This window comes from Sporosarcina sp. FSL W7-1349, assembly GCF_038003045.1.
In the GTDB taxonomy this organism is placed as follows: domain Bacteria; phylum Bacillota; class Bacilli; order Bacillales_A; family Planococcaceae; genus Sporosarcina.
Genome location: NZ_JBBOOK010000001.1, coordinates 2,256,393 through 2,281,483, shown reverse-complemented (window position 1 = coordinate 2,281,483; position 25,091 = coordinate 2,256,393). Strand labels below are relative to the sequence as shown.

Annotated in this window: 28 protein-coding genes and 1 riboswitch; of the genes, 20 read left to right on the top strand and 8 right to left on the bottom strand. The window is 50.4% G+C overall.

Annotated features, from left to right (window positions below; all coding sequences use genetic code 11):
• Positions 1-537 precede the first annotated feature (537 nt).
• The 5 genes from ltrA (at position 538) to MKY41_RS11065 (ending at position 4,242) form a co-directional block, all read left to right on the top strand.
• On the top strand, positions 538-1,824 hold the full coding sequence (ltrA, locus tag MKY41_RS11085) for a group II intron reverse transcriptase/maturase (RefSeq protein ID WP_340745601.1): 1,287 nt from the start codon (positions 538-540) through the stop codon (positions 1,822-1,824).
• 289 nt (positions 1,825-2,113) lie between these two features.
• Positions 2,114-2,287: a uracil-DNA glycosylase gene (locus tag MKY41_RS11080; protein ID WP_445683307.1), complete on the top strand. Its 174-nt coding sequence runs from the start codon at positions 2,114-2,116 to the stop codon at positions 2,285-2,287.
• A gap of 5 nt (positions 2,288-2,292) precedes the next feature.
• Positions 2,293-2,523: a YwdI family protein gene (locus tag MKY41_RS11075; RefSeq protein WP_340745064.1), complete on the top strand. Its 231-nt coding sequence runs from the start codon at positions 2,293-2,295 to the stop codon at positions 2,521-2,523.
• Positions 2,524-2,700: 177 nt separating this feature from the next.
• Entirely contained in the window at positions 2,701-3,081 is a 381-nt protein-coding gene (locus MKY41_RS11070) for a DUF423 domain-containing protein (protein ID WP_340745063.1), read from the top strand.
• 108 nt (positions 3,082-3,189) lie between these two features.
• On the top strand, positions 3,190-4,242 hold the full coding sequence (locus tag MKY41_RS11065) for a beta-carotene 15,15'-monooxygenase (RefSeq protein ID WP_340745062.1): 1,053 nt from the start codon (positions 3,190-3,192) through the stop codon (positions 4,240-4,242).
• 41 nt (positions 4,243-4,283) lie between these two features.
• Here the strand turns inward: MKY41_RS11065 and gerQ are convergent, their stop codons facing one another.
• From gerQ to hemQ, 4 genes are all read right to left on the bottom strand, one after another.
• Entirely contained in the window at positions 4,284-4,625 is a 342-nt protein-coding gene (gene gerQ, locus MKY41_RS11060) for a spore coat protein GerQ (protein WP_340745061.1), read from the bottom strand.
• A gap of 19 nt (positions 4,626-4,644) precedes the next feature.
• Entirely contained in the window at positions 4,645-5,064 is a 420-nt protein-coding gene (locus MKY41_RS11055) for a cell wall hydrolase (protein WP_340745060.1), read from the bottom strand.
• Between the two features lie 122 nt (positions 5,065-5,186).
• Positions 5,187-6,328 (bottom strand): IS3 family transposase gene (locus MKY41_RS11050; protein ID WP_340743851.1). Its coding sequence is split into 2 segments (ribosomal slippage): positions 5,187-6,055 and positions 6,055-6,328, totalling 1,143 coding nucleotides; the frame shifts between segments, so codons are not numbered across the junction.
• Between the two features lie 118 nt (positions 6,329-6,446).
• Positions 6,447-7,196 (bottom strand): hydrogen peroxide-dependent heme synthase, encoded by a 750-nt coding sequence (gene hemQ, locus MKY41_RS11045; protein WP_340745059.1) that lies wholly within the window; start codon positions 7,194-7,196, stop codon positions 6,447-6,449.
• A 337-nt stretch (positions 7,197-7,533) separates the two neighbouring features.
• Here hemQ and pta point away from each other — a divergent pair, with 337 nt between their 5' ends.
• Together pta and MKY41_RS11035 are read left to right on the top strand one after the other, a co-directional pair.
• Complete coding sequence (pta, locus tag MKY41_RS11040) at positions 7,534-8,511, top strand: phosphate acetyltransferase (protein WP_340745058.1); 978 nt, start codon at positions 7,534-7,536, stop codon at positions 8,509-8,511.
• A gap of 24 nt (positions 8,512-8,535) precedes the next feature.
• Positions 8,536-9,366, top strand: a complete 831-nt coding sequence (locus tag MKY41_RS11035; protein WP_340745057.1) for a lipoate--protein ligase family protein — start codon at positions 8,536-8,538, stop codon at positions 9,364-9,366.
• 626 nt (positions 9,367-9,992) lie between these two features.
• Here the strand turns inward: MKY41_RS11035 and MKY41_RS11030 are convergent.
• Entirely contained in the window at positions 9,993-10,628 is a 636-nt protein-coding gene (locus MKY41_RS11030) for an RsfA family transcriptional regulator (protein ID WP_340745056.1), read from the bottom strand.
• A gap of 404 nt (positions 10,629-11,032) precedes the next feature.
• Between MKY41_RS11030 and MKY41_RS11025 the strand changes: the two genes are divergently transcribed.
• Positions 11,033-12,343 carry an HD domain-containing protein gene (locus MKY41_RS11025; RefSeq protein ID WP_340745055.1) on the top strand — a complete coding sequence of 437 codons (1,311 nt, stop codon included), beginning with the start codon at positions 11,033-11,035 and terminating at the stop codon, positions 12,341-12,343.
• 2 nt (positions 12,344-12,345) lie between these two features.
• Positions 12,346-12,852 carry a YwgA family protein gene (locus MKY41_RS11020; RefSeq protein WP_340745688.1) on the top strand — a complete coding sequence of 169 codons (507 nt, stop codon included), beginning with the start codon at positions 12,346-12,348 and terminating at the stop codon, positions 12,850-12,852.
• Positions 12,853-12,917: 65 nt separating this feature from the next.
• On the opposite strand, the gene MKY41_RS11015 is transcribed toward MKY41_RS11020, so the two are convergent.
• A complete protein-coding gene (locus MKY41_RS11015) occupies positions 12,918-13,103 on the bottom strand; it encodes a 2-hydroxymuconate tautomerase (RefSeq protein ID WP_041073063.1) in 186 nt (61 codons plus the stop codon).
• A 68-nt stretch (positions 13,104-13,171) separates the two neighbouring features.
• Between MKY41_RS11015 and MKY41_RS11010 the strand changes: the two genes are divergently transcribed.
• Entirely contained in the window at positions 13,172-13,702 is a 531-nt protein-coding gene (locus MKY41_RS11010) for a YwhD family protein (protein ID WP_340745054.1), read from the top strand.
• A gap of 322 nt (positions 13,703-14,024) precedes the next feature.
• Here the strand turns inward: MKY41_RS11010 and MKY41_RS11005 are convergent, their stop codons facing one another.
• Positions 14,025-14,237, bottom strand: coding sequence for a hypothetical protein (locus MKY41_RS11005; RefSeq protein WP_340745053.1), 213 nt, complete (start codon positions 14,235-14,237; stop codon positions 14,025-14,027).
• Between the two features lie 176 nt (positions 14,238-14,413).
• Positions 14,414-16,471 carry a transglycosylase domain-containing protein gene (locus MKY41_RS11000; RefSeq protein ID WP_340745052.1) on the bottom strand — a complete coding sequence of 686 codons (2,058 nt, stop codon included), beginning with the start codon at positions 16,469-16,471 and terminating at the stop codon, positions 14,414-14,416.
• A 657-nt stretch (positions 16,472-17,128) separates the two neighbouring features.
• Here MKY41_RS11000 and MKY41_RS10995 point away from each other — a divergent pair.
• From MKY41_RS10995 to MKY41_RS10950, 10 genes are all read left to right on the top strand, one after another.
• Complete coding sequence (locus MKY41_RS10995; protein ID WP_340745051.1) at positions 17,129-17,569, top strand: DUF1934 domain-containing protein; 441 nt, start codon at positions 17,129-17,131, stop codon at positions 17,567-17,569.
• Positions 17,566-19,233: an arginine--tRNA ligase gene (argS, locus tag MKY41_RS10990; RefSeq protein ID WP_340745050.1), complete on the top strand. Its 1,668-nt coding sequence runs from the start codon at positions 17,566-17,568 to the stop codon at positions 19,231-19,233. Before MKY41_RS10995 ends, argS begins: the two co-directional genes overlap by 4 nt.
• A gap of 229 nt (positions 19,234-19,462) precedes the next feature.
• Positions 19,463-19,646, top strand: a riboswitch (cobalamin riboswitch).
• A 118-nt stretch (positions 19,647-19,764) separates the two neighbouring features.
• Complete coding sequence (locus MKY41_RS10985) at positions 19,765-20,451, top strand: adenosylcobinamide amidohydrolase (RefSeq protein ID WP_340745049.1); 687 nt, start codon at positions 19,765-19,767, stop codon at positions 20,449-20,451.
• Entirely contained in the window at positions 20,451-21,407 is a 957-nt protein-coding gene (cbiB, locus tag MKY41_RS10980; protein WP_340745687.1) for an adenosylcobinamide-phosphate synthase CbiB, read from the top strand. Before MKY41_RS10985 ends, cbiB begins: the two co-directional genes overlap by 1 nt.
• Positions 21,394-21,987: a bifunctional adenosylcobinamide kinase/adenosylcobinamide-phosphate guanylyltransferase gene (locus MKY41_RS10975; protein ID WP_340745048.1), complete on the top strand. Its 594-nt coding sequence runs from the start codon at positions 21,394-21,396 to the stop codon at positions 21,985-21,987. Before cbiB ends, MKY41_RS10975 begins: the two co-directional genes overlap by 14 nt.
• Complete coding sequence (locus MKY41_RS10970) at positions 21,984-22,826, top strand: cobyric acid synthase (RefSeq protein ID WP_340745047.1); 843 nt, start codon at positions 21,984-21,986, stop codon at positions 22,824-22,826. The genes MKY41_RS10975 and MKY41_RS10970 overlap by 4 nt, the downstream gene beginning before the upstream one ends.
• On the top strand, positions 22,823-23,590 hold the full coding sequence (gene cobS / locus MKY41_RS10965; protein WP_340745046.1) for an adenosylcobinamide-GDP ribazoletransferase: 768 nt from the start codon (positions 22,823-22,825) through the stop codon (positions 23,588-23,590). The genes MKY41_RS10970 and cobS overlap by 4 nt, the downstream gene beginning before the upstream one ends.
• Positions 23,563-24,150 (top strand): histidine phosphatase family protein, encoded by a 588-nt coding sequence (locus tag MKY41_RS10960; RefSeq protein WP_340745045.1) that lies wholly within the window; start codon positions 23,563-23,565, stop codon positions 24,148-24,150. The genes cobS and MKY41_RS10960 overlap by 28 nt, the downstream gene beginning before the upstream one ends.
• Positions 24,102-24,491 (top strand): bifunctional adenosylcobinamide kinase/adenosylcobinamide-phosphate guanylyltransferase, encoded by a 390-nt coding sequence (locus tag MKY41_RS10955; protein ID WP_340745044.1) that lies wholly within the window; start codon positions 24,102-24,104, stop codon positions 24,489-24,491. The genes MKY41_RS10960 and MKY41_RS10955 overlap by 49 nt, the downstream gene beginning before the upstream one ends.
• Positions 24,488-25,075: a cob(I)yrinic acid a,c-diamide adenosyltransferase gene (locus MKY41_RS10950; protein ID WP_340745043.1), complete on the top strand. Its 588-nt coding sequence runs from the start codon at positions 24,488-24,490 to the stop codon at positions 25,073-25,075. The genes MKY41_RS10955 and MKY41_RS10950 overlap by 4 nt, the downstream gene beginning before the upstream one ends.
• Positions 25,076-25,091: the final 16 nt, after the last annotated feature.

Here is a 25,091-nt window from a genome sequence, read left to right as displayed (position 1 = left end):
CTTTTTACGGTGTGCCCGGCATGGGCTATAACTTGGTGGTGAAAGTCCACTACAGGCTTGGCAGTAGGAACTGTTAGCTTAAGGCAAGGGTGTCCACCGTGAGGTGGAATCTGAAGGAAGCCGGCGGCAAAATCCCGAACCGACGGACAGAAACTGCATATGAGGCTGAATTGGAACGGACGAGTTTGCCGTACAAAACAAAGTCCAATACTGCCCGAGTTCCATACAGTAAATGCAGCGGTTACATGGGAGGAAGGTTATAGCTCTTACCCGGGGAGGTCTTACAGGGGTTCCCGACAAGAGGGATGGAATATTCCACAGGAACAAATCCGTCAGTGATGGCAGGTTGAACTGTAAGAAGTCAGCAGAAGCCATAGTAGTCCATAAGGACGAAGGGCTGAACAATAATAATCCTGAAATGAAATGGAGGTAAAGACAGTGCAAAGACCACAGAAAACATCGGCAGATGGCTGGCCGCAAAGGGATAGGTTGGAAACCGAAGAATATGCGGGAGCGTGCAGTCCTGTCTTTACAGAAATGGAGCGACAGGATGGTATCGATTTGATTGATAAAGTAGTCGACATCAACAACCTCTTTAACGCTTGTAAGAAAGTGAAGGCAAATAAAGGGGCGCCGGGTGTCGATGAAATGACAGTAGATGAACTTTTAGGTCATGTAGCCAAATACCGAACCCAACTTATTAGAAAGCTGAAAGACGGTTCGTACGAACCACTGCCAGTAAAACGTGTTGAAATTCCAAAGTTAGATGGGTCAATGCGAAAACTCGGCATACCGTGTGTACGGGATCGAATGGTTCAACAAGCCATCTATCAGGTGATTGGTAAAATCATTGACCCTCATTTTTCGGAGAGGAGCTATGGTTTTCGTCCAAAACGGAATCAGCATCAAGCCATTAAGCAATCCATCACATATTATGAACAAGGTTATAGAGTGGTAGTCGATTGTGATTTAAAAAGCTACTTCGACACCATTAATCATCAGAAGCTGATGGAATATCTAAAAGAGTTCATAAACGACAAGATTGTCCTAAAGTTGATATGGAAGTTTCTAAAGAGTGGCATCCTTGAAGATGGACTTATCAGTCCAACAGAAGAAGGTGCTCCGCAAGGTGGCGTACTCTCCCCGATTCTTAGCAATGTCTATTTGAATCAATTAGATAGGGAACTTGAAAGACGGGGGCATAAATTCGTACGATTTGCGGATGATTTCTGCATATACGTGAAAAGCAGGCGAGCAGGGGAACGTGTTTTGGAAAGCATTACAAAGTTCCTTGAACATGATTTGAAGCTGACAGTGAACCAAGAAAAGAGCAAGGTGGGTTCTCCGGTCAAACTCAAGTTCCTCGGTTTCTGCCTCCATTCCACATCTAAAGGTGTGGGTTGTAGACCACATCACTCCGCAAAAAGTCGATTCAAATCAAAATTAAAGAAAATCACCAAACGGAATCGCCCGGGCCGCTTTGACGAGATTGCCAAAGAAATCAACCAAGTGACAATAGGTTGGATAAACTACTATGGAATTGGCTTTATGAAAAGTTTTATCAAATCCATGGCACAATGGCTGAACCATCGGTTACGTCAACTGATATGGAAACGTTGGAAGAAGATATGGACAAAATACCGTCAGTTACGAAGGCTGGGAATTTTACATGAAGAAGCTTGGAAAGTATCAAATTCCCGAAAGGGATATTGGAGAGTCTCCAAAAGCGAAACTCTACATAAAGCAATCAAAGCAGAAACGCTCACCAAGTGGGGTCTGAAAGACCTGAATCACTTGTATGAGCGTCGATACTTAAGTTATTGAACCGCCGTATACGGAACCGTACGTACGGTGGTGTGAGAGGTCGGGAGCTAATCACTCCCTCCTACTCGATTGGGCTCGTGCTGATACCTTGGCGGCAGTGCTGATACCTTGCGACAGTGTTGATAACTCGACGCTGACCGCTGATAACCCGCTTCCAACCGCTGATGACTCAATTCCCACCCCCATACCCTCGCTCATCTCCCAACCTACCCTTCATTCAACCCAAATAATAGGCGTGTCTTGCAAAACTTGGCGGTGGAAAGCTATAGTTGTATTGAATAAAGGGGGGATGCGTGTGGCTGTGAATTGCTTTCGATGCCGAAACTTCTACGTGACGTGGGAGCCGAAACATCCGCGGGGATGTAAGGCATACGGATTCAAGACGAGGGAGCTGCCGTCCGCCGTCGTCCAACGGTCCTCCGGTATGGAGTGTATGAAATTCGAACCGAAAAAGAGGGAGTGAAGCCGATGATTTCACAACAACAACTATTTGCCGAGATGGAGCGGCAACTGCAACTAGCGAAGCGGGCGGGGGATGAACGGACGGTCCGGGAATCATTGGCCGCCATTCGGTCGCTTTGCGAGGTCGTGCTCGGCGGGGATGCGAAGCCAGAGGCACCGGCTATGCCGATCACTTCATTTGAAGCGAAAGTGTTGGAGGAAGAGGATGCCAATGGGGGCTCCATCTTTGATTTCTAATGAATAAATTTGTGAACTTGACGGATATCCTTGCAAAAGTGACGGATATACCAATCAATTTGACGATTATCCCCGCCAATCCGCGACACCGTTTTAAATCGTGCCGAAATCGTCATCTTTCCCCACTCGGAAATCGGATAAACTGGTAAGTACAATGGAGAGAAAGAAGGGAACAGAATGCCATTTTTCATTATTGCGGGGGCTGTCAATGCCGCCATTGCCGTTGCGCTTGGAGCGTTTGGTGCGCATGCGCTGAAAGAGCGGTTGTCGGAACGGTATTTGGCCATCTGGGAGACTGCGGTGCAATATCAAATGTTCCACGCGATCGGATTGCTTGCGATCGGTATTTTGATGAGTTCTTCCTTATTCGGTCCATCGACGTCCCTGTCATGGGCCGGGTATCTGATCTTGGCCGGGATCATCATCTTTTCGGGAAGCTTATATGTGCTTAGCCTATCGGGAATCGGTGTACTTGGCGCCATCACTCCGATTGGCGGCGTCGCGTTTATCGTCGGTTGGATCATGCTAATTATCGCAGCTGTCAAATTTGGAAAATAAGACAAGGAGGGACTTTCCCTTCTTGTCTTTTTTATCCACCAAATCGTCAAATCCATAAGTTCCCGCTCACTTCCCTTTTGATACACTAAAAGAAAAGGAGGCGTTCCTATGGTTCTCACACGCATGCGATCCAAGCAATGGATTTTCGGTGTTTTGCTTGCTTTCACCCTTATCAGTAATTACCTGATCTATCGCCTGCCTGACGTCGTGCCGGCCCCTGCCTATGCGACAGGAGTGGTCTTCGGCTCACTCCTCGATTTGGCAATCATTGCGCCGTTGCTCATCTTGGCGATGACTCGGAAGAAAGGGTTTACTGTGAAGCGGTTCATCACCTTCATGGTGCTCGGTCTTGTGGCTGCCCGTTTCATCATTCCGGCATCGTACTTCGAACCGTTCCGATTTGTCCCGTATGCAGCCATCGCGTTAGAAGGCGGTATTCTGCTTGCGGAAATCGGATTGATTTTCCTGCTTGTCAAACATATGCCGGCCATTTTACGGGACATGAAAAAGTCCTCTGCCACCGGGTTATTTGCCTTTCCGACCATAGTGAAAGAAAAGGTATCCGCCCATCCATTGATTTCCGTGATTGCAGCCGAATCGGTGATGTTCTACTATGCCATCGCCTCTTGGAAACAAGCACCACCCTTGGGGGAGTCCAAATTCTATCTCCACCGGAAGACGAGTCTGCTTGCGTTTTATGTCATGCTGATCCATGCGATTATCATCGAGACGGTAGGTCTCCACTGGTTCTTTCATGACAAATCGGTCCTTCTTTCCATTGTATTGATCCTGCTCAATGTCTACACAGTTCTGTATTTTATTGCCGAGATACAAGTGGTCCGCCTCAATCCGCTCGAATTGGCGGAGAATAAAATGCGGATATCTCTCGGACTAGGCAAGCGTATGGAAATTCCGTATGAGGAGATCGCCGTTATCGTGGAAGGGGAGGCCGCCCAGTCATATAATCTGGGGCAAAAAGGGTTGATTCAATTCATCGCCAAGGATTTCGAAGAATTGAAGCCACAGTTTGTCCTTCATTTTAAACGGCCGCTTCGGGCGACGTTGTTCATGGGTATGGAAAAAACGTATACGAGCGCAGCGATTCGGGTGGATGAACCGGAACGTTTTCTCCGTGTATTACAAAAGAAGATCGAACACTGAAAAACGTCCGTACCCCCGAAAATGGGAGGTACGGACGTTTTTTACGGCGTCTGATTAAAATAGCGCAGCTCTTCATCAAATTCCGCGTAATCAAAGTATATCATCGGGAACAGAAAGCGGTGCCCGGTCCCCGATTCGCTTAAAATGACGTGGTCGCGTCCCGCAGCTTCCACCATGCCCCGAACATTTTTAGCAGTAGTGCCCGACGCCCCATGTTCGAAGGAGAAATGGAAATTGCCGATTTTTCCACGATTCAAGCGTAAAATGTTTTCAATATACGATTCTTCCCGTCCCTGGGTAGGCGGCCTTCCGCTCGGAATTGTCACTGGCGGCGGCACGACATGTTGATTTTGATAGGTAGGGTTCCAATAGTATTGAACCAATTTGTCATCCTTTCTAAATTTAGATAGCAGGGCAGTCTTGTTCCGTCGGGGAATAGAAGCAATGCGACTTGAAGCGGCCGGTGTTCCATTGGTTATACCATTGGGCCGGGCAACTCCCAGCCGGCATGAAAAACCAGAGGGAACGGGTGGCCGGATGGAACCGTTCTCCTTCAATGACCCGTCTCGCCAATCGCCGATCTTCTTCGCGAGCCCGCTGATAAAAATATGATTTCTGTGTTGCTTCAAACCCGCCCGGCGATTGGAATACCATATCCTGCACGGACCGGATATCATTAAAATCCAGACATCCGGCACGGACGCGATTAACCCCGACATTGCCGACCATCAGCATGCCGAGTTGCCCATCTCCTTCCGCTTCAGCGCGCATCAATCGCGCGAGTAGATCAACTTCTCTACTTGTGGCCTGAATTACTGCCACGGCAATACCCCCTTGCCACTACCTTATGTCCGGTTTACGACAAACATGCAAGTCGGGAAAATAAAAAACCACATGCAGATTGGCACTGACCACCTTTTTTGAGACAAGTAAAAAACACCTTATTATGCAGCCATTTGCCGGTATTGTACCGGTGATTGGCTGTTTAATTTCGTTTGAATGCGGATATTGTTATAATAAGTAATATATTCTTCGACAATCTGCATCACATGCGCATTGGTAGTGCGATAGATGTCGTCGAGGTAGAACGTTTCCGACTTTAGCGAGGAGTGGAACGTTTCGATTGGGGAATTATCAGCGGGTGTGCCTTTACGGGACATGCTCATGGTAATTCCCTTTTCTTTTACTGCCATTTGATAGGCATATGATGTATAAACCGAGCCTTGATCGCTATGCAACATACAGCCCTCCGGTAAGTCCGGTAATTGATGCAACGTATCCAAAACGAAAGTGGTGTCCTGGATGAAACCGATGGTTTGGGCCACAATTTCTCCGTTGTAGACATCAAGGATACTTGAAAGATACATCATGGATTGGCCGAAGGGCAAGTAGGTAATATCTGTCACCAACTTCTCCAAAGGCTTAGAAGCAGTAAAATCCCTCTCTAACAGGTTCGGTGCTACATGTGCGGGCTGCCCGGTACGTTTGCGTCTCTTCACTTTCACACGGCACTGCCAACCATGTTTCTGCATGACATGTTGTACCGTCTTCTCACAGACTCCTGGATATTGAGCCGCAATCTTCCGGTACCCATATCGGAATTTATGCTTCTTACACAATTCGCCAATCTGCCGATCCCGCGCCTCCTTTGGTGTCTCATTCCCCTCTTGGGCTTTCCAGCGATAATACGATGAACGACTGATACCCATGTGTCGGCAGATCTCTCCTATAGACATATCTCCACTCCATTCTTCCACTAACTGAATCACAACTTTTGGCGCCACTTCCTTTCCAATTCTGCGTACTTTTTTAATACTTCGACCTGTTGTCTCAGAAAGCGATTTTCAGCCTGCAATCTCGCTGTCTCACTTTCATACTCGGGTCCTTTGCCGAAGGCATATTGCTTGCCGACCGGTTGTGCAAGACGGTGCAATTCACCATTCCGATACCATCGCATCCAAGTTTTCAGCTGTGTATAGTTCCGGATGTTCAGTTCCTCCATTACTTCTTTCACAGGAACACCCGCTAACCGCATTTCAATCGCCTTCAATTTCACTTCTTCTGGATAACTAACTCTAGTTCCCATAGAAAAAACACCTCCACGTTGATGTATTAAGGTTCAATACCCGTTTTTCAACGTAAGGTGTTTTTATTTGTCTCATTTTCTTAGGTCAGTTCCATTACTCTGCATGTGGTGCGTTTCTTCAGATTTTAAAGAACTCCGCTTTTTTATCGCCATCTAAAATAGTACCGACGAAGAAGGAACCGAATACGCCGTAGCGTGCACTCACTTCATCAAAACGCATTTCATAGACAAGTTTCTTGAATTGAAGGACGTCATCTGAAAATAAAGTAACGCCCCACTCATAGTCGTCAAAACCGACAGAACCGGAAATGATCTGTTTCACTTTTCCTGCATAGCTGCGTCCGATCAAGCCGTGGCTGCGCATCAATTCTTTTCGCTTGTCCATATCGAGCATATACCAGTTGTCGTCGCCTTCGCGCTTTTTGTCCATCGGGTAGAAACAGATGTACTGATTGCGCGGCAGTTCCGGATAGAGACGACCACGTATATACGGATTCTGGTATGGATCTTCATCCGATTCACCAGCTAGATAATTAGACAATTCTACAACGGAAACATATGAATACGCTGGGATTGTAAAATCGGCAATCGTCAGTTTATTGAATTCAGCTTCCAATTCTTGCAATTCATCCATCGTTGGACGCAATGTCATGAGCATGAAATCCGCTTTTTGTCCGACGACTGTATAGAAGGCGTGACTTCCCGTTTTGGCGTCATCCGCTTGTTGCAATTTTTCCAGGTAGGCGAGGAATTCATCGACTGCCGCTTGGCGTTCCTCTTTCGAAATCGCTTTCCAAGATGCCCAGTCCATGGAGCGCAAGTCATGTAATACATACCATCCATCGAGTGTGATCGCTGCTTCATTCAAAACTATTCAGTCTCCTTCACGATATATTTACTTCTGTAATCAGTGTAGCATAAACTAGGCGGAAAGTTCTTTCCGTAGCGCCGTTGTCATGAATTTGCCATGGGATGAAACTCTTTTATCACCTGGCCGGTTCGTGTATGCTTAAGGTAATGAACTTGACTCAGCAAATGCTTTTGGACTGAAAGCATTTGCTGAGTCAAGTTAAGTCTTCGGCGGATCGTACGGATTTTGAATAGGGGTTAAGGAAGGCGGCGTCATGACGCTGTTTGTGAAAGTGCCTTAATTCAAAATCTGGATGCAAGTAGGCCGAGGCGTAATTGATTTTTCAAAAGAGGTGTTGAAAATGGATTTATTTGACGTGATTCGGAAACAATTGGCGGGGCAGAAGAAGACGATCGTTCTCCCGGAAGGTTGGGATGGCCGGATTGTGACAGCAGCTGCGAGGCTTCAGGCGGAAGGTTGCGTGACGCCGCTTTTGCTTGGCAAGGAAGAAGAGGTGAATGCGGCGGCTGCGGAAGCGGGTGTCGACATTACGGGAATAACGATTATCGACCCGGAGCAAGCTCCGTATTTTGAGGAACTCGTCGAACAATTCGTGGAAAGACGGGGAGGGCGCTCCTCCGCGGAAGAGGCCCGCGAGTTGTTGAAGGACGTCAATTATTTTGGAACGATGCTCGTCTATACGAACCGGGCGGATGGCCTAGTCAGCGGCGCCGCCCATTCGACAGCGGATACTGTGCGGCCGGCACTCCAGATCATTAAGACCCGACCGGGGGTTTCACGGACGAGCGGTGCTTTCATTATGATGAAAGGAAAAGAACGGCTTGTGTTCGCGGATTGCGCCATTACCGTGGCTCCAACCGCAGAGGAACTTGCCCAAATTGCGATTGAAAGTGCGAAAACCGCGAAATCATTCGGCGTGGAACCGCGCGTCGCGATGCTGTCTTTCTCAACAAAAGGCTCTGCAGTGACTGAAGAGACGGAAAAAGTGGCGAAAGCGGTGCAAATCGCCCAAATGCTGGAACCGGATTTGCCGCTCGATGGGGAATTCCAATTTGATGCGGCCTATGTTCCAGAAATCGCCGCGAAGAAGGCACCGGACTCCATCCTCCAAGGGGATGCCAATGTATTCGTCTTCCCGACACTGGAAGCGGGGAACATCGGATACAAATTGACAGAGCGGCTTGGCGGCTATGAAGCGATCGGTCCCGTTTTACAAGGGCTGAACGCGCCGGTGAACGATCTGTCGCGCGGCTGTTCGGCGGACGATGTATATAAAGTTTCCTTGCTGACAGCGGCACAAAGTTTATCTTAATTTGAAAAAACAGGAGAATTGGCAATGGCACAGTCGTTATTACACATACCGGAATGGCGGTTCATCGACGAGTCGATATCGGCTCGCTGCCGTTCCGCCCTGGAATCCTTTGCAGCAGATGACACCCTTTGCCATCTCGTCGGTCAGCAGCTGAGCGTGCCGGCCGTCCGGACTTGGGTTCATGAGGAGACTGTTGTGCTCGGCATTCAGGATCACCGTCTCCCTCACGTCGACGAGGCTATCGAGATGTTGGAGGCGAGAGGGTATCGGGTGATTGTTCGGAATTCAGGCGGTTTGGCAGTCGTTCTGGACGGGGGCATCTTGAATATTTCCATCGTCTTATCGGAGCGCGAAGGGGCCATTGATATCCCGGCAGGCTACGAAACGATGTTGGAGTTCGTCCGCCTGCTATTCCCGGAGGCCGGGGAGCGGATCGAAGCGTATGAAATTGTCGGTTCTTACTGCCCCGGCTCCTATGACCTCAGCATCGGCGGCCAGAAATTTGCAGGCATCTCCCAGCGTCGGCTCCGTTCCGGCATCGCCGTCCAAGTGTATCTTTGCGTTGAAGGAAGCGGCGCAGCCCGCGCGGAGATCATCCGGGACGTCTATGATATAGGGTTGCAAGGGAAAGCGACCAAGTTCAGCTATCCGTCCATTCGGCCCGAAGTGATGGCATCTTTGGAGGAACTGCTCGGCATGCCGCTAACCGTCGGCGACGTCATGATCCGCGTGCAAACCCTATTGGACAAACTGGCCGATCGCGTCACTTTCGGCGGGTTCCAAGCGGACGAAATGGACCTGTACACGTTCTACCTCAACCGCGTCGTCGAACGGAACCAAAAAATGCTGGTCTGAATAAAACACAGCCTACCTATGTAAGGGGCGGCTGTGTTTTTGGTTTTGATTTAAGAAAGGGCCTCTGGAAACTTTAAAATATGTCCGTCGAACTTTTGGGTTTTTGAACCAATACCTGCTGGGCCTCTCAACATTTCTCTTTGACTCCTAAATAAATTCTGGGAACCCCTAAACTTTTGGGTTCAACCTCTCAACAAAATCTTAGATCATCCCAACGTTTCCGAACCTCTCAACATATCCGCCGAACCACACAACAATTTCCCTCTACTTCCAAACGAATACCGTGGACCTTTAAACGTTTGGGTTCACCTCTCCAATGAAATTCCGGAACTTCTCAACGCATCTGAACCTCGCAACGTTTCCCTTCAACTCTCAAACAAATTTTGGGGACCTTTAAACATATGGGTTCAACCTCTCAACATAATCCGGGAACTTCCCAACGTTTCCCGAACCTCTCAGCATATCCGTCAAGCTTCACAACACTTCCACCCGACTTCCCAACGTTTCCCATGAACCTCTAAACAATCAGCCCCAACTTCCCAACGAAATCCAACAACTTTTCAACGTTCCGCCCCTATCCATGTACCTGTCTAACACCAAAGCCCAACACCAAAAAAAACCACCGATCAATGATTAATCGGTGGTTCTTTCGTAACAAGGTTTCCGTTTTGTTCCATTTTGAAAACGGGAGCGGTCCGTTCGGCGTCGTCTTCCAGTGTAACGAGGCGACGTGCCCGGTTCATGATCTGGACGAACTGATCGTAGTCATCTCGCAAGGTTTTATTCTCCTGGCGAAGTTTCTCAATCTCATTCTCGAGTTCTTCCATTTTTTCTTGTGCGATTTTCGCAGTTTGTTTCCAACGCAATGATTCGTTATCGCCCGCCCCAGAGTGGTGCATCCTGACGAGATAGGCGATGACCGTATCTAGGGATAGGGCTGATAGAGGAACAGAAGTCTTTTGGTCTTCATCCCCGCCCTGTGAAGGGGTGTACAACTGCTGGCCGCGCCGTTTGAAATCTTTTCCGAGGACGCGCATGGCCTGCTTCCGTTCCTTTTTCGCTTCCGCCAATTCCTTCTCATAATCGCGGCGGACTACCGCATTCCAGCGGAAACCGCATGCCGCCGCTGTCCGGTTCAACAAATCCCCGACCTCTTCGAACGCGCTCAATTGCGTACTTCCTTCGCGGACATGCCGCAACACCGTCTCGGCCAATAAAATATCATTTTCTTCTACCCAAGCATCCTGTCTAACTTTCACCATTTCCGTGCCTCCTGCCATGTTCATAGTCTTTTTCTATCGTCAGTTTGGACAGAGTTCACGTGTTTTATTCATAAAGTCGCCGTCATTCTAGTAAATTTTTTTAACCCAACCCAAAATGTTACCAATCAATCATGCCTCGGCGTGTTGGTGTACGGATTTTTTCGAGCTTGCTCGAAAAGTTCCCCTTAGCTGAACAGAAGATCAACCACCACCTATAGAGGTGGGAGTCTTCTGTTCCCGCCGCTCCGCTTTCAGCACAACTAAACTTTGCTGAATAAAGATAAAATCAAACCGCAAGCAGGCGTTGTCACGAAATTGTGGGGGAATGATTCTTTTTCCATCTTTCGTCGTCCGCCCGAATTGTCTATACTAAGAAGAATGATTGACGGAGGTGCGAGTGGGCGATGGCATACGAACATGAAAAACTGTTTGAAGAAAAAGTGTTTAAAGATCCGGTGCACCGCTATATCCATGTGCGGGACAAAGTGATCTGGGATGTCATCGGAACCCGGGAATTCCAGCGACTGCGCCGGATCCGGCAACTCGGCACCACATATCTCGTATTCCACGGCGCGGAGCATAGCCGCTTCCAGCATTCCCTTGGCGTCTATGAAATCGTCCGCCGCATTTTGGATGACGGCTTCGTCAACCGGTCTGAGTGGCGGAAGGAAGAACGCCTCGTGACTTTATGCGCCGCTTTGCTGCATGATCTCGGTCATGGCCCGTTTTCGCATGCGTTTGAAAAAGTGTTTAATTTGGACCATGAACAATTCACACAAGGCATCCTGCTTGGGGATACCGAGGTGAATGAAGTGCTCCGCCGCGTCGGCGATGACTTTCCGCAAAAAGTGGCGGACGTCATCGGCAAGACGTATCCGGACAAGCTCGTCGTCAGTCTCATCTCGAGCCAAATCGACGCCGACCGGATGGATTATTTGCAGCGCGATGCCTATTATACAGGGGTGTCGTACGGCCATTTTGACATGGAGCGGATTTTACGCGTCATGCGTCCGACCGAGGAGCAGGCCGTCGTTAAATATAGCGGCATGCACGCGGTGGAGGACTATATCATGAGCCGCTATCAAATGTACTGGCAAGTGTATTTTCATCCAGTATCCCGCAGCGCCGAAGTAATTTTGATGAAAATTTTACATCGGGCGAAACATCTCCATGAAAGAGGGTATACGTTTAAGCAAGAGCCGGCTCACTTCCGTTCCTTCTTTGACCGGACGTATGAGCTGGAAGATTATATTTCACTAGATGAGAGTGTGTTATTGACCTATTTCCAATCATGGACAAAGGAGAACGACCCAATTCTGGCGGATCTTTGCTATCGATTCATAAACCGGCGGCTGTTCCAGCATGTCGAATTCGACCCGGCGACGGAGTATCGGAAAATCGGGGAGCTAGAACGGTTATTCAAGGAAGCGGGCATTGATCCCAACTATTATTTGATTGCCGATTCGTCCTCGGATCTGCCTTATGATTTCTATCGGCCGGGGGAGGAGAACGAACGCCTGCCAATTTATTTGCAAATGCCAACTGGGGAGCTGCGCGAATTATCCCGTTCCTCCGATATCGTCGATGCCATTTCGGGGAAACGCCGGACAGATCACAAGCTTTATTTCCCGGAAGACGTCCTGTTGAAAGGAAAAGACGAAAATCCAATCTATGAACAGATCTTACATATGTTGAAAAATGAGGGAGGGGTATGACCTTGTTACAGGAACATGCCAAAATTGTGCAATTTATATCACTTGCGAATGAAGTGAATGGGCGGAAAAAATTGCAGAAAATGGTGTACATCGCGAAAAAGATGAATTTCCCATTCGCGGAGAAATATGAATTGCATATGTACGGGCCGTACTCGGAAGAGTTGACGCTGCGAGTGGAGGAGCTTTGCGAAATGGGGTTCTTGGCGGAACAACGCACGGACAAGGGGTCGTACGTCCGCTACAGTTACCAGGTGACGGAAGAGGGGGCTGGCTTCTTGGAGACCGCCGAGTCGCCGCATGAGCTTTTATCGACCTGCATCGAACGGTTGAATGAAAAAAGCTCCAGGTTCCTGGAACTGGTCTCGACATTGCTTTATTTCGACCATCTGGAGCGGGACGAGCAAATTGCCAAAGTCCATATCGTAAAAAATAAATTGAATTTTTCAGACGAGGAAATGACGAACGCATTTGATTTCATTGCCGAACTGCAGGCGTGCGCGGCGATGTAAAAAAAGTCGGCTTAGCGGGGCAGAGTGACAGCTCCCGATAGGCCGACTTTTATATTTGCTCTGCTTTATTGATCGCTCAAGCGTTTTCCGGCAACAGCATAATGGCTTTTTGTCATTTCCTCAATGAAGACGACAACCGCTTCAGCAGGAGCGCCCGTCGTTTCGACGACCACTTCTGTCACTTTTTCGCAAAGCGCGCGTTTTTGTTCTTCCGAACGCCCTTCAAGCATTTTCACAGTTACGTATGGCATTCAACTTCCCCCTTTCCCCGGAAATCCGGTATAGTGTATATACTATCAGATTTGGAGGGGACGAATACATGGCAAATGAAGAAAAGCCGAAACAGAAAATGGGCTTCACGATCATAAAAGACGATCCAATCGATGGACATAAAGGATTCGGAGTCGGTGCGTTATCATTGGAAAATGTGTCGCCCGTCATCATCGACGTAGAAGAGGGGACTGCAAGCATCGAAATCGGTGCCATGCACGCCCGAAGCGATATTGAACGAGGCATCAAATTCACGACGGATCGGGCGGATTCCGAGGGTGGGAAACCGTATTGGCTCGTGTGGGTCACGATTGATTTCAAAGAAGACGGTCCGTATTATGCAGGAGTGACGGCGTGTGAGATGATCGTCAACCGCGAAAAGCGCCGGGGCTACAAAATACTAGCCGATCATGTGAACAGAATGGACAAATCCATGAAGCGGCAGATCATTGTCGATCAGATGGACGACGAATCGAAAAAAGTGCTGGCTGAATTCCTCTCTATCCACAATGAGGAAATGTGGAAGCGGAGCGAGCCGAAGCTGCATGTCGACTTAGGCGTGGATTCGCCGGGTTTATGAACGATATGTGACAAATTCCGCATACTTCCCGTTCCGAGGTTGAATGTCGCCAGGAAAGGAAGTACACTGAAATTACAGCTTGCCATTGTAAGCTAGGACAACCGGAAGAGTGCTATCGCTGAAGGGCGCCGTATCACCCAAACCCAAGCGCGATACGCCTCGACAGGACGCCTCGCCCGGTAAAAAAGCTTTCCCCCGTCAAGAGAGGAAAGCTTTTTTGATTTGGGATAAACTTCTTGGTTTCGGGAGAATGCTGATAAGTTCGGGTGATCGCTGGTGACTTTGAGCGGCCACTGAAAACTCCGCGCCCCGCGCTCATAACTCACAGCTCCGCGCTCATAACTAGTGCATACCCGCTCATAACTCTATGCTGCCGCTTATAACTACATGCAACTGCCGATAACTTCCGCCCGCCCGCTGATAACTCCATGCCACGGCTGATAACTCCGTCCAACCGCTGATAATTCCGTGCCACGGCTGATAACTTCGCGCAACGGCTGATAACTTCGTCCAACCGCTGATAATTCCGTGCCATTGCTGATAACTCCTCGCAACCGCTGATAACTCCTTGCCCCACGCTCATAATTCATACACCCACGCTTATAACCCCATGCCTCGCGCTCAAAGACCGTGCGTCCGCGCCCATAACTCCAGTCCCGCGCCCATAATTCGTACATCCACGCTCAAACACCACAATTCCACACCCCACCCTCACTCAAAAAACGAAAACGGGAAGAGGTCGAACTTTTTGTCGTCGCCTTTTCCGGAAGAGCGCTGTTCGCGCAAGGCCCGGTCGGTGCATAGTTTTTGCGGGATGTCTTTTTCCTTCACATAGACGAACCGCTGGCGGTCACAGCCGGAGACAGCAATCCCGCCTGTTTCCACATCGATTTTCACATTACTGACACCGGGAGGCGGCAGAAATGGTTCTGGCGCCTTCCCCTTATGGGCTTCTTCCATGAATTCAATCCAGATTTTCTTCGAAGCGGCTTTGTCAATCGGATTGCTCAATTGCACTCCTTTATCAAAGCCATTCCAGATGCCGGCAGTCAACGATGGGCTAAAGCCGATCAAATACTGGTCCGACAAGGTCGTGCCCGATTTGGCAGAGTACGGACGCGACTGTTGTTCCCGCATGGAAATTCCAGTTGCTATTAAATGATCATTGAAGACGGGGTCGAACATGCCCGTCATCAAATGTGTGAGAATGAACGCATCTTGTTCGGTCATGGCTCGTTTACCCTTTTGTTCCGGGTGTTCGTAGACTGTTTTTCCTTCCGCGTCCGTGATGGCGTAAATGGTCATCGGTTCCACTGCCACCCCCGCGGATGCAATGCGGTTGTAGGCTTTGGTCATATCGGATAAGGTCACTTCCGACGTCCCGAGAGCGACCGCCGGGGATTCAGGAAATTGGGTATCGATGCCGAGCCGTTCCGCCATCTTGGAAAATTTCTTATATCCGATGTCTTCCAGCGTCTTGACGGCGTAGATATTATCCGAAATTGCAATGGCCTGGGCGAGCGAGATAGGTTGATTGGCGAATTTACCGTTCACATTATTCGGAACGTAAGTGGAGCGCCCTTCATCATACGTAAAGACCGTCTTTTCGGTCGAGAGAAACGTGAGCGGGCTGTAGCCGTTTTCCAATGCAGCCGCATATAGAATCGGTTTCATCGCCGAGCCGGGTTGCCGTTTCGCTTGGGTTGCCCGGTTGAACGGACTTTCGGCATAATCGACGCCCCCCACGAGCGAAGTGATTGCCCCGGTGTTCGGTTCCATCGAGATGAATCCGACTTGCAAGCCGCTGTCCGGCATCCATTTCGCAATCACTTCCTCTGCTGTTTGTTGATGGTGGGGATCCAGCGTCGTTCGGATCGTCCAGCCGCCTTCTGCCGGGTGCCGCCCTTTCTCGGCCAACAGCCGTTCTGCTTCCCGCCACACTTCATCCAAGAAATATGGGGCAACCCGTTTCGTATCGGCCCACTCTTGCGTCTTGAGGCGGATCGGTTCTTTTTTCGCCCGTTCCTTCTGCTGCTCGGTAATGAACCCTTCCTCTTCCATCAGCGACAGGACTAACTGCTGGCGTTCCTTCGACCTCGTGGGGTTATCCACAGGAGAGTAAACCGAAGGCCCCTTCGCAATCGCCGTGATGACAGCGGACTCCTCCAATGTCAGATCCTTTGCCGATTTTCCAAAATAAAACCGGCTGGCTGCTTCGACGCCATACATGCCGTGCCCGAAATAGACCGTATTCAAATAGCCTTCCAAAATGTCATCTTTCTCATAAAACCGCTCCATCCGATAGGCGTAGAGCGCTTCATTGACTTTCCGACTCCAGCTTTTTTCATGTGTCAAATAGAGGTTTCGGGCATACTGCTGGGTGATTGTACTGGCTCCTTCGGCTTTTCGCATCGTTTTGATATCTTTCAAGACGGCGCCGGCAATCCGTCGGTAATCAAATCCGTTATGTTTGTAAAAGTTCCTATCTTCTGTCGCAATGACCGCATCGATCAACATAGGTGAAATTTCATCCAGGCTGACCCAATACCGTCGTTCAAGTGAAAAGCGATCGCCGATCTGGTTGCCGTTTTTATCCAAGAAAATAGTAGCTTTCGGCACGCTCAAAGAAGGTGCCCCTGTAATCTGGGCATAGATTCGAAGGGATAGGAAGATGGTCAGCGCCGCAGTCAATGCCATGACTGCCAGCAGCATTATCCGCCTGATCGTCACTTGCCGTTTCCTCTTTTTCACAAACACCGTTCGTCGCATAGGATCCCGCCCTGTCCTTGTCGTCTTTCCCTTCAGTATGCGAAGCAAGGAAAGAGATTAAACGGGTCAAATGAAAAACATCTCTTTGTCTTTTATTTAGCGGGTGTCCAAACCTCCATCGAATGTATAGGAACTGGCGCCCTTAGTCGCTGACGGATGTCACAGAGTAAGAGAGGATACGCGTCTAAATACGCCGTGAAGGTGCCTTGATTTTTGTAAAGGATGTGGAATACGACGAAACGACGAATTGACCCTAGGCTGTTTAAAGACCGTGTTTAATTTCTGTGAAAAGCGCTGGAGTACGGCAAAACGGCTCCATTGTTGTTCGAGAGCTGTGCCTTAATTTCAAAAAACGGTGAATTGAACCTACGTTGTTTAAATGCCGTGCCTTAATTTCTTCAAAAGGCGCAGAAATACGGCAAATCGAGCCCTTCGCTGCTCGACTTGCTGTCGAGCGTGGTGCTTGAATTTCAGAAACGGTGAATTGCCCCTCCGCTGTTTAAATGCCGTGCCTTAATTTCTGCAAAAGGCGCAGAAATTAAGGCAAATCGAGCCCTTCGCTGCTCGATTCGCTGTTCGATTCGCATTTGATTTCTGGATGGATTGAAATAAAGGGAGGGAGAACGGTATAATAACTAGATATGTGGAGGTGAGCGTATGGAACGGCAACAACTAGGGAAACAAGTGGATATCCGGCTCCATTCGTCAGTCCGGCATCCGGGACAAGCCAAGGAAACGCAAGAGTTCCGGTTGACGGGAAGACTCATTGAAAAAAAGGGAACCTCCTACTTGCAATACGAAGAACAACAGGACGGCACGATCGAGACGATTGTCAAACTGGATCCGAACGAGGCGCTTATTATGCGCAAAGGGGCTGTCCGGATGCGGCTGCCTTTCAGTGTAGAAAACAGGCGGATAGGATCCTACGGCAACGGCCCGGTGACTTTCGATCTCCATGTCGAAACGGACCATCTGCGCTTCACCCAGGAACAGGATGGTTTACCGGGCCAGTTCGATGTCCAATATCGGCTATCGGACGGCAGCTCTATACTCGGCACATACCATTTGATTATTACATACACGGAGGGAAAATCATGAACGCGGTAGAAAAGATTCAAAATGAAGTGAAAGCGGCATTGCGCCAAGCGGTGATCGACGCTGAGCTTGTCGATTCGACCGACATTCCGGACATCATGCTGGAGACACCGAAGAACAAAGAGAACGGGGACTATGCCACCAATATTGCAATGCAGTTGACCAAGATTGCGAAACAACCGCCGCGCGCGATTGCGGAGGCAATCCTTGGGAAATTGGATACTTCGGGCACGTCCATCGATTCGATTGAAATCGCGGGCCCAGGGTTCATGAACATCCGGTTGAAAACAGATTACCTTGGGGATGTCGTGAAAACGGTATTGGACCAAGGGGAAAACTACGGTCGATCCGACGCCGGGGCGAACGAAAAAGTCCAAGTGGAATTCGTTTCCGCGAACCCGACCGGTGATCTGCATCTCGGTCATGCACGGGGCGCGTCCCTGGGCGATTCCCTATGCAATGTGCTGGACTTTGCCGGATACGATGTCTACCGCGAATATTATATTAATGATGCCGGCAATCAAGTGCATAATCTGGCGAAATCCGTGGAAGCCCGCTATTTCCAAGCGCTTGGTATGGAACGGGATATGCCGGAGGATGGCTATCATGGCCAGGACATCATCGATATCGGCAAGAAGTTGGCCGAGGAGTTCGGAGACAAATATGTCAACGCTTCGGAAGAAGAGCGCTATTCGTTTTTCCGCGAATACGGCCTTCAATTCGAATTGGCGAAGTTGAAAAAGGACCTAGCAGACTTCCGAGTTTCCTTTGACAATTGGTTTTCGGAAACTTCTTTATACGAAGATGGAAAGATCGATGTGGCACTCGATAAGCTACGGGCGAATGGCCATGTCTATGAGGAAGACGGTGCGACATGGTTCCGCTCGACGACATTCGGAGACGACAAAGACCGGGTGCTCATTAAAAATGACGGCACGTATACGTATTTGACGCCGGATATCGCCTATCATGAGGACAAGCTGGGTCGCGGCTTCGATAAGCTCATCAATATTTGGGGAGCCGATCACCACGGATATATTCCGCGGATGAAAGCGGCTATCGAGGCACTGGGCTATGACCGAGACACTTTGGAAGTCGAAGTGGCGCAAATGGTCCAGTTGTACAAAGACGGCGAAAAGTTCAAGATGAGCAAGCGGACCGGAAAGGCGGTAACATTGCGCGAACTCGTGGAAGACGTCGGATTGGATGCGGTCCGCTATTTCTTCGCCATGCGTTCGGGTGATTCGCAGATGGATTTCGATTTGGACCTCGCCATTTCCCAGTCTAATGAAAATCCGGTCTACTACGCACAATATGCACATGCGCGGATCTCTTCGATCCTGCGTCAGGCGGAAGAGAAAGGGTTGTCTGCTTCCGTCGAGCATGTCTCTTTATTGCAGACCGAAAAGGAACTTGAGTTGATCAAGAAAATCGGGGACTTCCCGAAACTGGTAGCCGATGCGGCAAGGCTTCGTTCGCCGCACCGGGTGACGACGTATATCCAAGAGCTGGCGGCGACTTTCCACAGCTTCTACAATGCGGAGAAAGTGCTCGATCCGGACAATCGGGAGCTGTCCGAAGCACGGCTTGCGCTCGTCACCGCGACACGTGCGACCGTCGCGAACGCCTTGAAACTCGTAGGCGTATCGGCACCGGAACGGATGTAACAACAAGTTGGACCGCTGCGCCCTGGCGCAGCGGTTTTACTATGGGTAAAAGGTATTGATTTGAGAATAAAGAATGGAAAGTGACGGATAGACCTGTGGACTTGACGGATAATTTTCCGGAAGTGACGGATACCCCTCGCAAACTGACGGATAAATCACCAAAAGTGACGGATACCGGCGCATACTTCTTCAGTGGAACACTCGACAGCCCCCTTTTCTGTAGTATAATGAGAAAAACTAGCGTAAAGGTGCCCCGTGCGTGTGACGGGGTTAAAAGGGAAGCCGGTTCAAAGCCGGTGCGGTCCCGCCACTGTAAGTGCGAGCAAGACGCGAAAAGTCACTGGAAGGATTCCGGGAAGACGCGGCAAGCGATGACCACAAGCCAGGAGACCTGCCTTTATGAATCACCCGTGACCTGCGAGGAATAGGTCGGTGGAAATCGGACCGCTTTTTGGCGTTTGGATTTTTACTTGGACATCCTCCGTATTTGTACGGGGGATTTTTCAATTTACACGATTGAGGGGTTAAAAAATGACCAGGTTCATTGCAACAACAGAGGGGTTTTTCGTGTCCTCCGATTATGTCAGTTTCCGGGCAGACCAGCCGATGAAGACATTATCTTCCGCTGTCCACAACGCGGGCATCGGATCGTACCGCGCCTTCGTCAATCGCAGCGTCGATATCCATTATAATGTTGACGATGCCCAAGCGGAAATGGCGGCATATCTGGAACAGCAAGGATTCCAGCCGGCGGAGACGGTGGGGATGATGACCGCCGTGTCGACCGAACATGTCGAAATCGGCCAATACGATGGCGACTTCGGCTCCATTCTTGTCGCCGTGACGGCGGGTGTCGGGAATGCTGTGGATGTCTCGCAAGCGCTGACCCGCGAAGAGGAACAGAAAATAGGGACAATCAATACATGGGTCATCGTCAATGGCGATTTGTCGGATGAGGCGTTCGTCCAGGCGATCATCACGGCAACCGAGGCGAAAGTGAAAGCCCTTCATGATGAAGCAATCCGAGACCCGCTGACCGGGACGATCGCTACCGGGACGTCGACGGACAGCGTCCTCGTGGCAGCCACACAGCAAGGCGCACATCTTCCGTACGCCGGGACAGTGGCGCCGCTTGGGAAATTGGTCGGTCACGGCGTCTATGATTGCACGGTGCGGGCGCTGCGGGCGTACAAGAAAGTGAAAGGGTGGGCAACGTGATACCGTCACATTTCATCGCCATTGCAATTGGCCTTCTATTGGACCGGCTCATCGGGGACCCGCCGAATTGGCCGCATCCTGTCCGTTGGATCGGTTCTTTCATTTCCAAGATGACGGCTGTTTTGAATAAAGGGAAGTACCGCGTCGGGAAAGGGGCTATCCTGCTTGTCGCCACGGTTGGAATTGTCACGGCAGCGGTAGCAGTCATTGTTTGGCTAGCTTACGAGATTCATACGTTTGCCGGGATTGCGGTTGAGGCAATCCTGATTGCGGTCGGGTTAGCGCAGAAGAGTTTGCGTGACGCCGCGCTGTCTGTGCAGCGACCGCTAAAAGAGGGCAATTTTTCGGAAGCGCGAGAAAAATTATCATGGATTGTCGGCCGGGACACCGAGAAGTTAGATGAGAGCGAGATTTCGCGAGCGACGATTGAAACGGTTTCCGAAAATACGGCGGATGGCGTGACATCTCCGTTGTTTTGGGCTTTTCTGATCGGCGCCCCTGGTCTTTGGCTATACAAAGCGGTCAATACGCTTGACTCGATGGTCGGTTATAAAGACGAGCGGTATGGCCAGTTCGGCAAGTTCTCCGCGCGGGCGGACGATCTGCTTAACTACATTCCCGCCCGGATCACTGGCCTTCTCATCCTCTTCCATACAAGAAATGAAGGAAAGTTGCCGTTTGGGCAGCGGATTGTCGGCTTTGGCAAGGATTCTCGGCGTCATCCGAGTCCGAATAGCGGATTTCCGGAAGCGGCGACCGCTTGGCAACTGGGCATCCGGTTAGGCGGGAAAAGCACGTACCGCGGTGTCGTTTCGGCACGTCCGGAAATCGGGCCGGGCTTTGTACCGCTGACTGCCCAACATATTCAATCTGCCGTCACGCAGATGCACATCGCGTCCTTCGTGTTCTGGCTTTGGATGACAGTGATCGGGGTGTTGGTCTTTGCAAATACATAAAAAAGGGTTGCTGACCGTAATTCTCGGCGGCAGCCGAAGTGGAAAAAGCGCATATGCCGAAAATTATTTAGTGAATAAAGCGGACCGAACAGGCGGTCGTCTTGTCTATATTGCTTCAGGGACGGCAACGGATGCGGAAATGCAGGCCCGAATCGACCAACACCGTCTGGATCGAGCCTCCATGAATTGGACTACACTCGAACAGCCCGTCCGGTTGGAGGAAGTGCGACCGGTAATCCGCCCGGGTGATTTGGTCCTTTGGGATTGCGCCACGACTTGGCTGGCGAATGAATTATATGAAGGTTGGGATACAGGGACTCCTTGCATCCGACAACCAGGCTGCATGGAAGAAAAAGTGAGTCGCCTTTATGAGACGATCGAGAGGTTGCTGCAAACCGGTTCCCATCTCGTCATCGTTTCTAATGAAGTGCTGGATGATATGCCGATGGAAGACGCCGAGACGAAGATCTATATGCAATGGCTCGGCCGCATTCATCGCGAATTCATCCGACGTGCAGATGAAGCGATCGAAATGGATTACGGCGTGGCGACGTACTGGAAAAAGGGGGAGAAACGATGAATGGGTTAATGGTCGTCGGGACGGCATCCGATTCGGGAAAGACGATGATTTGCACAGCGCTCTGCCGGATCTTAGCCAATGAAGGAGTGCGGGTGGCGCCGTTCAAATCGCAGAACATGTCGAGATTTTCGGCGAAGACGGAACAGGGCGAAGAGATGAGCCGCGCTCAATACCTTCAGGCAGAAGCCGCCCGGACGACGCCCTCGGTATACATGAATCCGATTTTATTGAAACCGGTAGGATTGATGAAATCGGAAGTGCTTTTTTTCGGGGAGAAGTTCGGCCCCGTAACGGGAATGGCGTATCGCGAGCAGTTTTTCCAGCAAGCGGTCGAGGCGATTCGGACAGCCTTGGCGCAACTGGCAAAAACGTATGATACCGTCATCATCGAAGGAGCTGGCAGCCCGGCGGAGGTGAATTTGAACGATCGGGAAATCGTCAATATGCGGGTAGCGGACATTGCGGATGTCCCTGTTGTGCTTGTGGCGGATATTGATCGCGGCGGAGCCATCGCCTCGATCGTCGGCACTTTGCAACTGCTCGCTCCTGCACATCGTGACCGGGTCAAAGCGATCATCATCAATAAATTCCACGGGGACCCCGCCTTATTCCAAGAAGGGATTGATTTCATCGAATCCTATACGGGCGTCCCGGTTGCGGGAATCATCCCATACAAAGCGGATCATGGCATCCAGGAGGAGGACATGGAACGGACGGTCAATCCGGCTCCGGCCGGCGTGGATGTCTATGAGGCGTGGGCGGAACATATTAAAAATCATCTCGATTGGCCTCTGATCAAGGGCATCATGACTTCGGCTAGAGAGGGGGACCCCGCTTGAACGGCATATTGCTCGCCATCCAGTTTTTCACCGCGATTCCTTTGCAAAAGGAATTTCCGCTCGGGAGGAAAGAAGTGACCGGCATGTACATCGCCTTGCCATTCGTGGGAGCGGCGATCGGATTGGTGATGTTCGCGGTTGCTGCGCTTTTTTCGGGCGGGTTGGAGCTGGGAACCTTGCTGACCACAGTGGCCGTCGTCACGACTGGCATCATGTTGACGGGAGGTTTGCACCTGGACGGATGGGCGGACACCGGGGATGCGTACTTTTCGTATCGGGATCAGGCGAAGCGACATGAGATTCTGGATGACCCGCGATTGGGCGCGTTTGGCACGATGGCGCTCGTCCTGCTCGTCCTTATTAAAATATCCTTGATTCATGAATTCCTCACCTCCCATGCTGACTGGACATATCTATATTTCATCCTCATCCCCTTCTTGGCGAGGGCGGGCATGAATATATTCTTCGTGACGGTGCCGCTCGCAAAGGACAAGGGGCTCGCCCATTTCTTCAAGGAGAAGATGGCGGGTAAAGGAATTGTCGGCGTTTCCGTACTGGTAAGTTTGTTATTGCTGGCTGTTATCGGCTTTGTAACGGACCATCTTGGGATGGCCATCGCCCTGTTTGCAGTCCTTTCGGCATCCCTCCTTCTTTATCGAAGATGGACCGTGAGAAATTTTGGCGGTGTTTCAGGGGACTTATGCGGCGCATTCATTGAAGGAGCGGAGGTGTTGTTATGGTTCGTCGTTATCGTATTCATTTGATCCGCCATTTGCCGACCTTGGGCAATCAAGAACGCAAATATGTCGGGTGGACCGATGAGCCGATTGTCGTGGAGGGGGAAATGACGGAGCCACTCAACCCTTCTGTCGTGCAGGGAAGCGATTTGCTGCGTGCCAAACAGACGGCCACTCTTTATTTTCCGAAAGCGGAGTATGTAGCGGATGCACGATGGCGTGAATGCAATTTCGGAAAATTTGAAGGGAAAACGTATGCCGAACTGGAAAAGGTACAGGAATACCGTGACTGGATCGGCAATCCGTTTTTGATTGCTCCGGTGGATGGTGAAAGTTTGAAAGCTGTGGAAAAGCGGGTCTTGGAAGCGATGGCGGAGCTGTCGGATGAGGCAGTAGTCGTCACACACGGCGGACCGATGCGAGTCATCCTGACGAGATTCTGCCCATTCCCGAAGGAGTTCTGGTCTTGGAACATTCCGCATGGCGTCGTCTACCATCTGGACTGGGACAGTGAACAAGCGTTCAAGGAGGGAAAGCCATGCATGTCTATATCGGCGGAGCTGCAAACGGAAAACGGGATTATGTAAGGTCGATGCTTGCGGGACGGGAAGTGAGCTGGTACGAAGGGAAGCTTCCGGAACGAGTGGATTCCACAGTAGTCGTGGCCGGTCTTGAGGATTGGATGGCCCGGACGGAGCTATCCGAAGCGGAAGCGATCCGCCAAGTGCTGGAAAGCCTAAAAGGGCAAGATGTCATTGTCATCTTGACAGATATCGGCCGAGGCATCGTGCCGATGGACCCGGCTTTGCGGGAACTGCGCGACCGGTGCGGTCGCCTGTACCAGCGGCTGCTGGCGGAAGCGGATGAAGTGACCCGGATCTGGTACGGATTGGCACAAACTTTAAAGAATAGGGGAGAGGGAAAATGAAAATTTACACACGGACTGGGGATAAAGGACAGACGAGTCTGATCGGGGGCCGCGTCGACAAGGACAGTTTGCGCGTCGAAGCATATGGCTCGATGGATGAACTGAATTCATTCATCGGAAAGGCGATGACGGAACTCGATCCAGCTATTTTCACGGATATACTGAAGGATTTGGAAGCTATCCAAAATGAACTCTTCGACGGCGGCGGCGATTTGGCGAATGTCATGAAGGAACGCCATTATAAATTGAATGAAGAGCCGATCGCCGTGCTGGAACAGCGGATCGATGACCTGATGGAAGAAGCGCCAGAACTCGAGCGTTTCATCTTACCGGGCGGTTCACCGGGAGCAGCCACCTTGCACATCGCAAGGACTGTCGCAAGACGTGCGGAACGATTGACAGTGACGTTGATGAAATCGGAAGAAGAGGTGCCCGCGGTCGTCCAACGGTACTTGAACCGCCTCTCCGATTACCTTTTCGTCGCGGCCCGCATCGTCAATGCAAGATTGAACGTACCCGACAACGAATACGTCCGCAGTGCGAAAGTGTTCCGGACGGATAAGCCGGGGAAAGATAAGAAGTGAAGGGAAAACCCGCGTT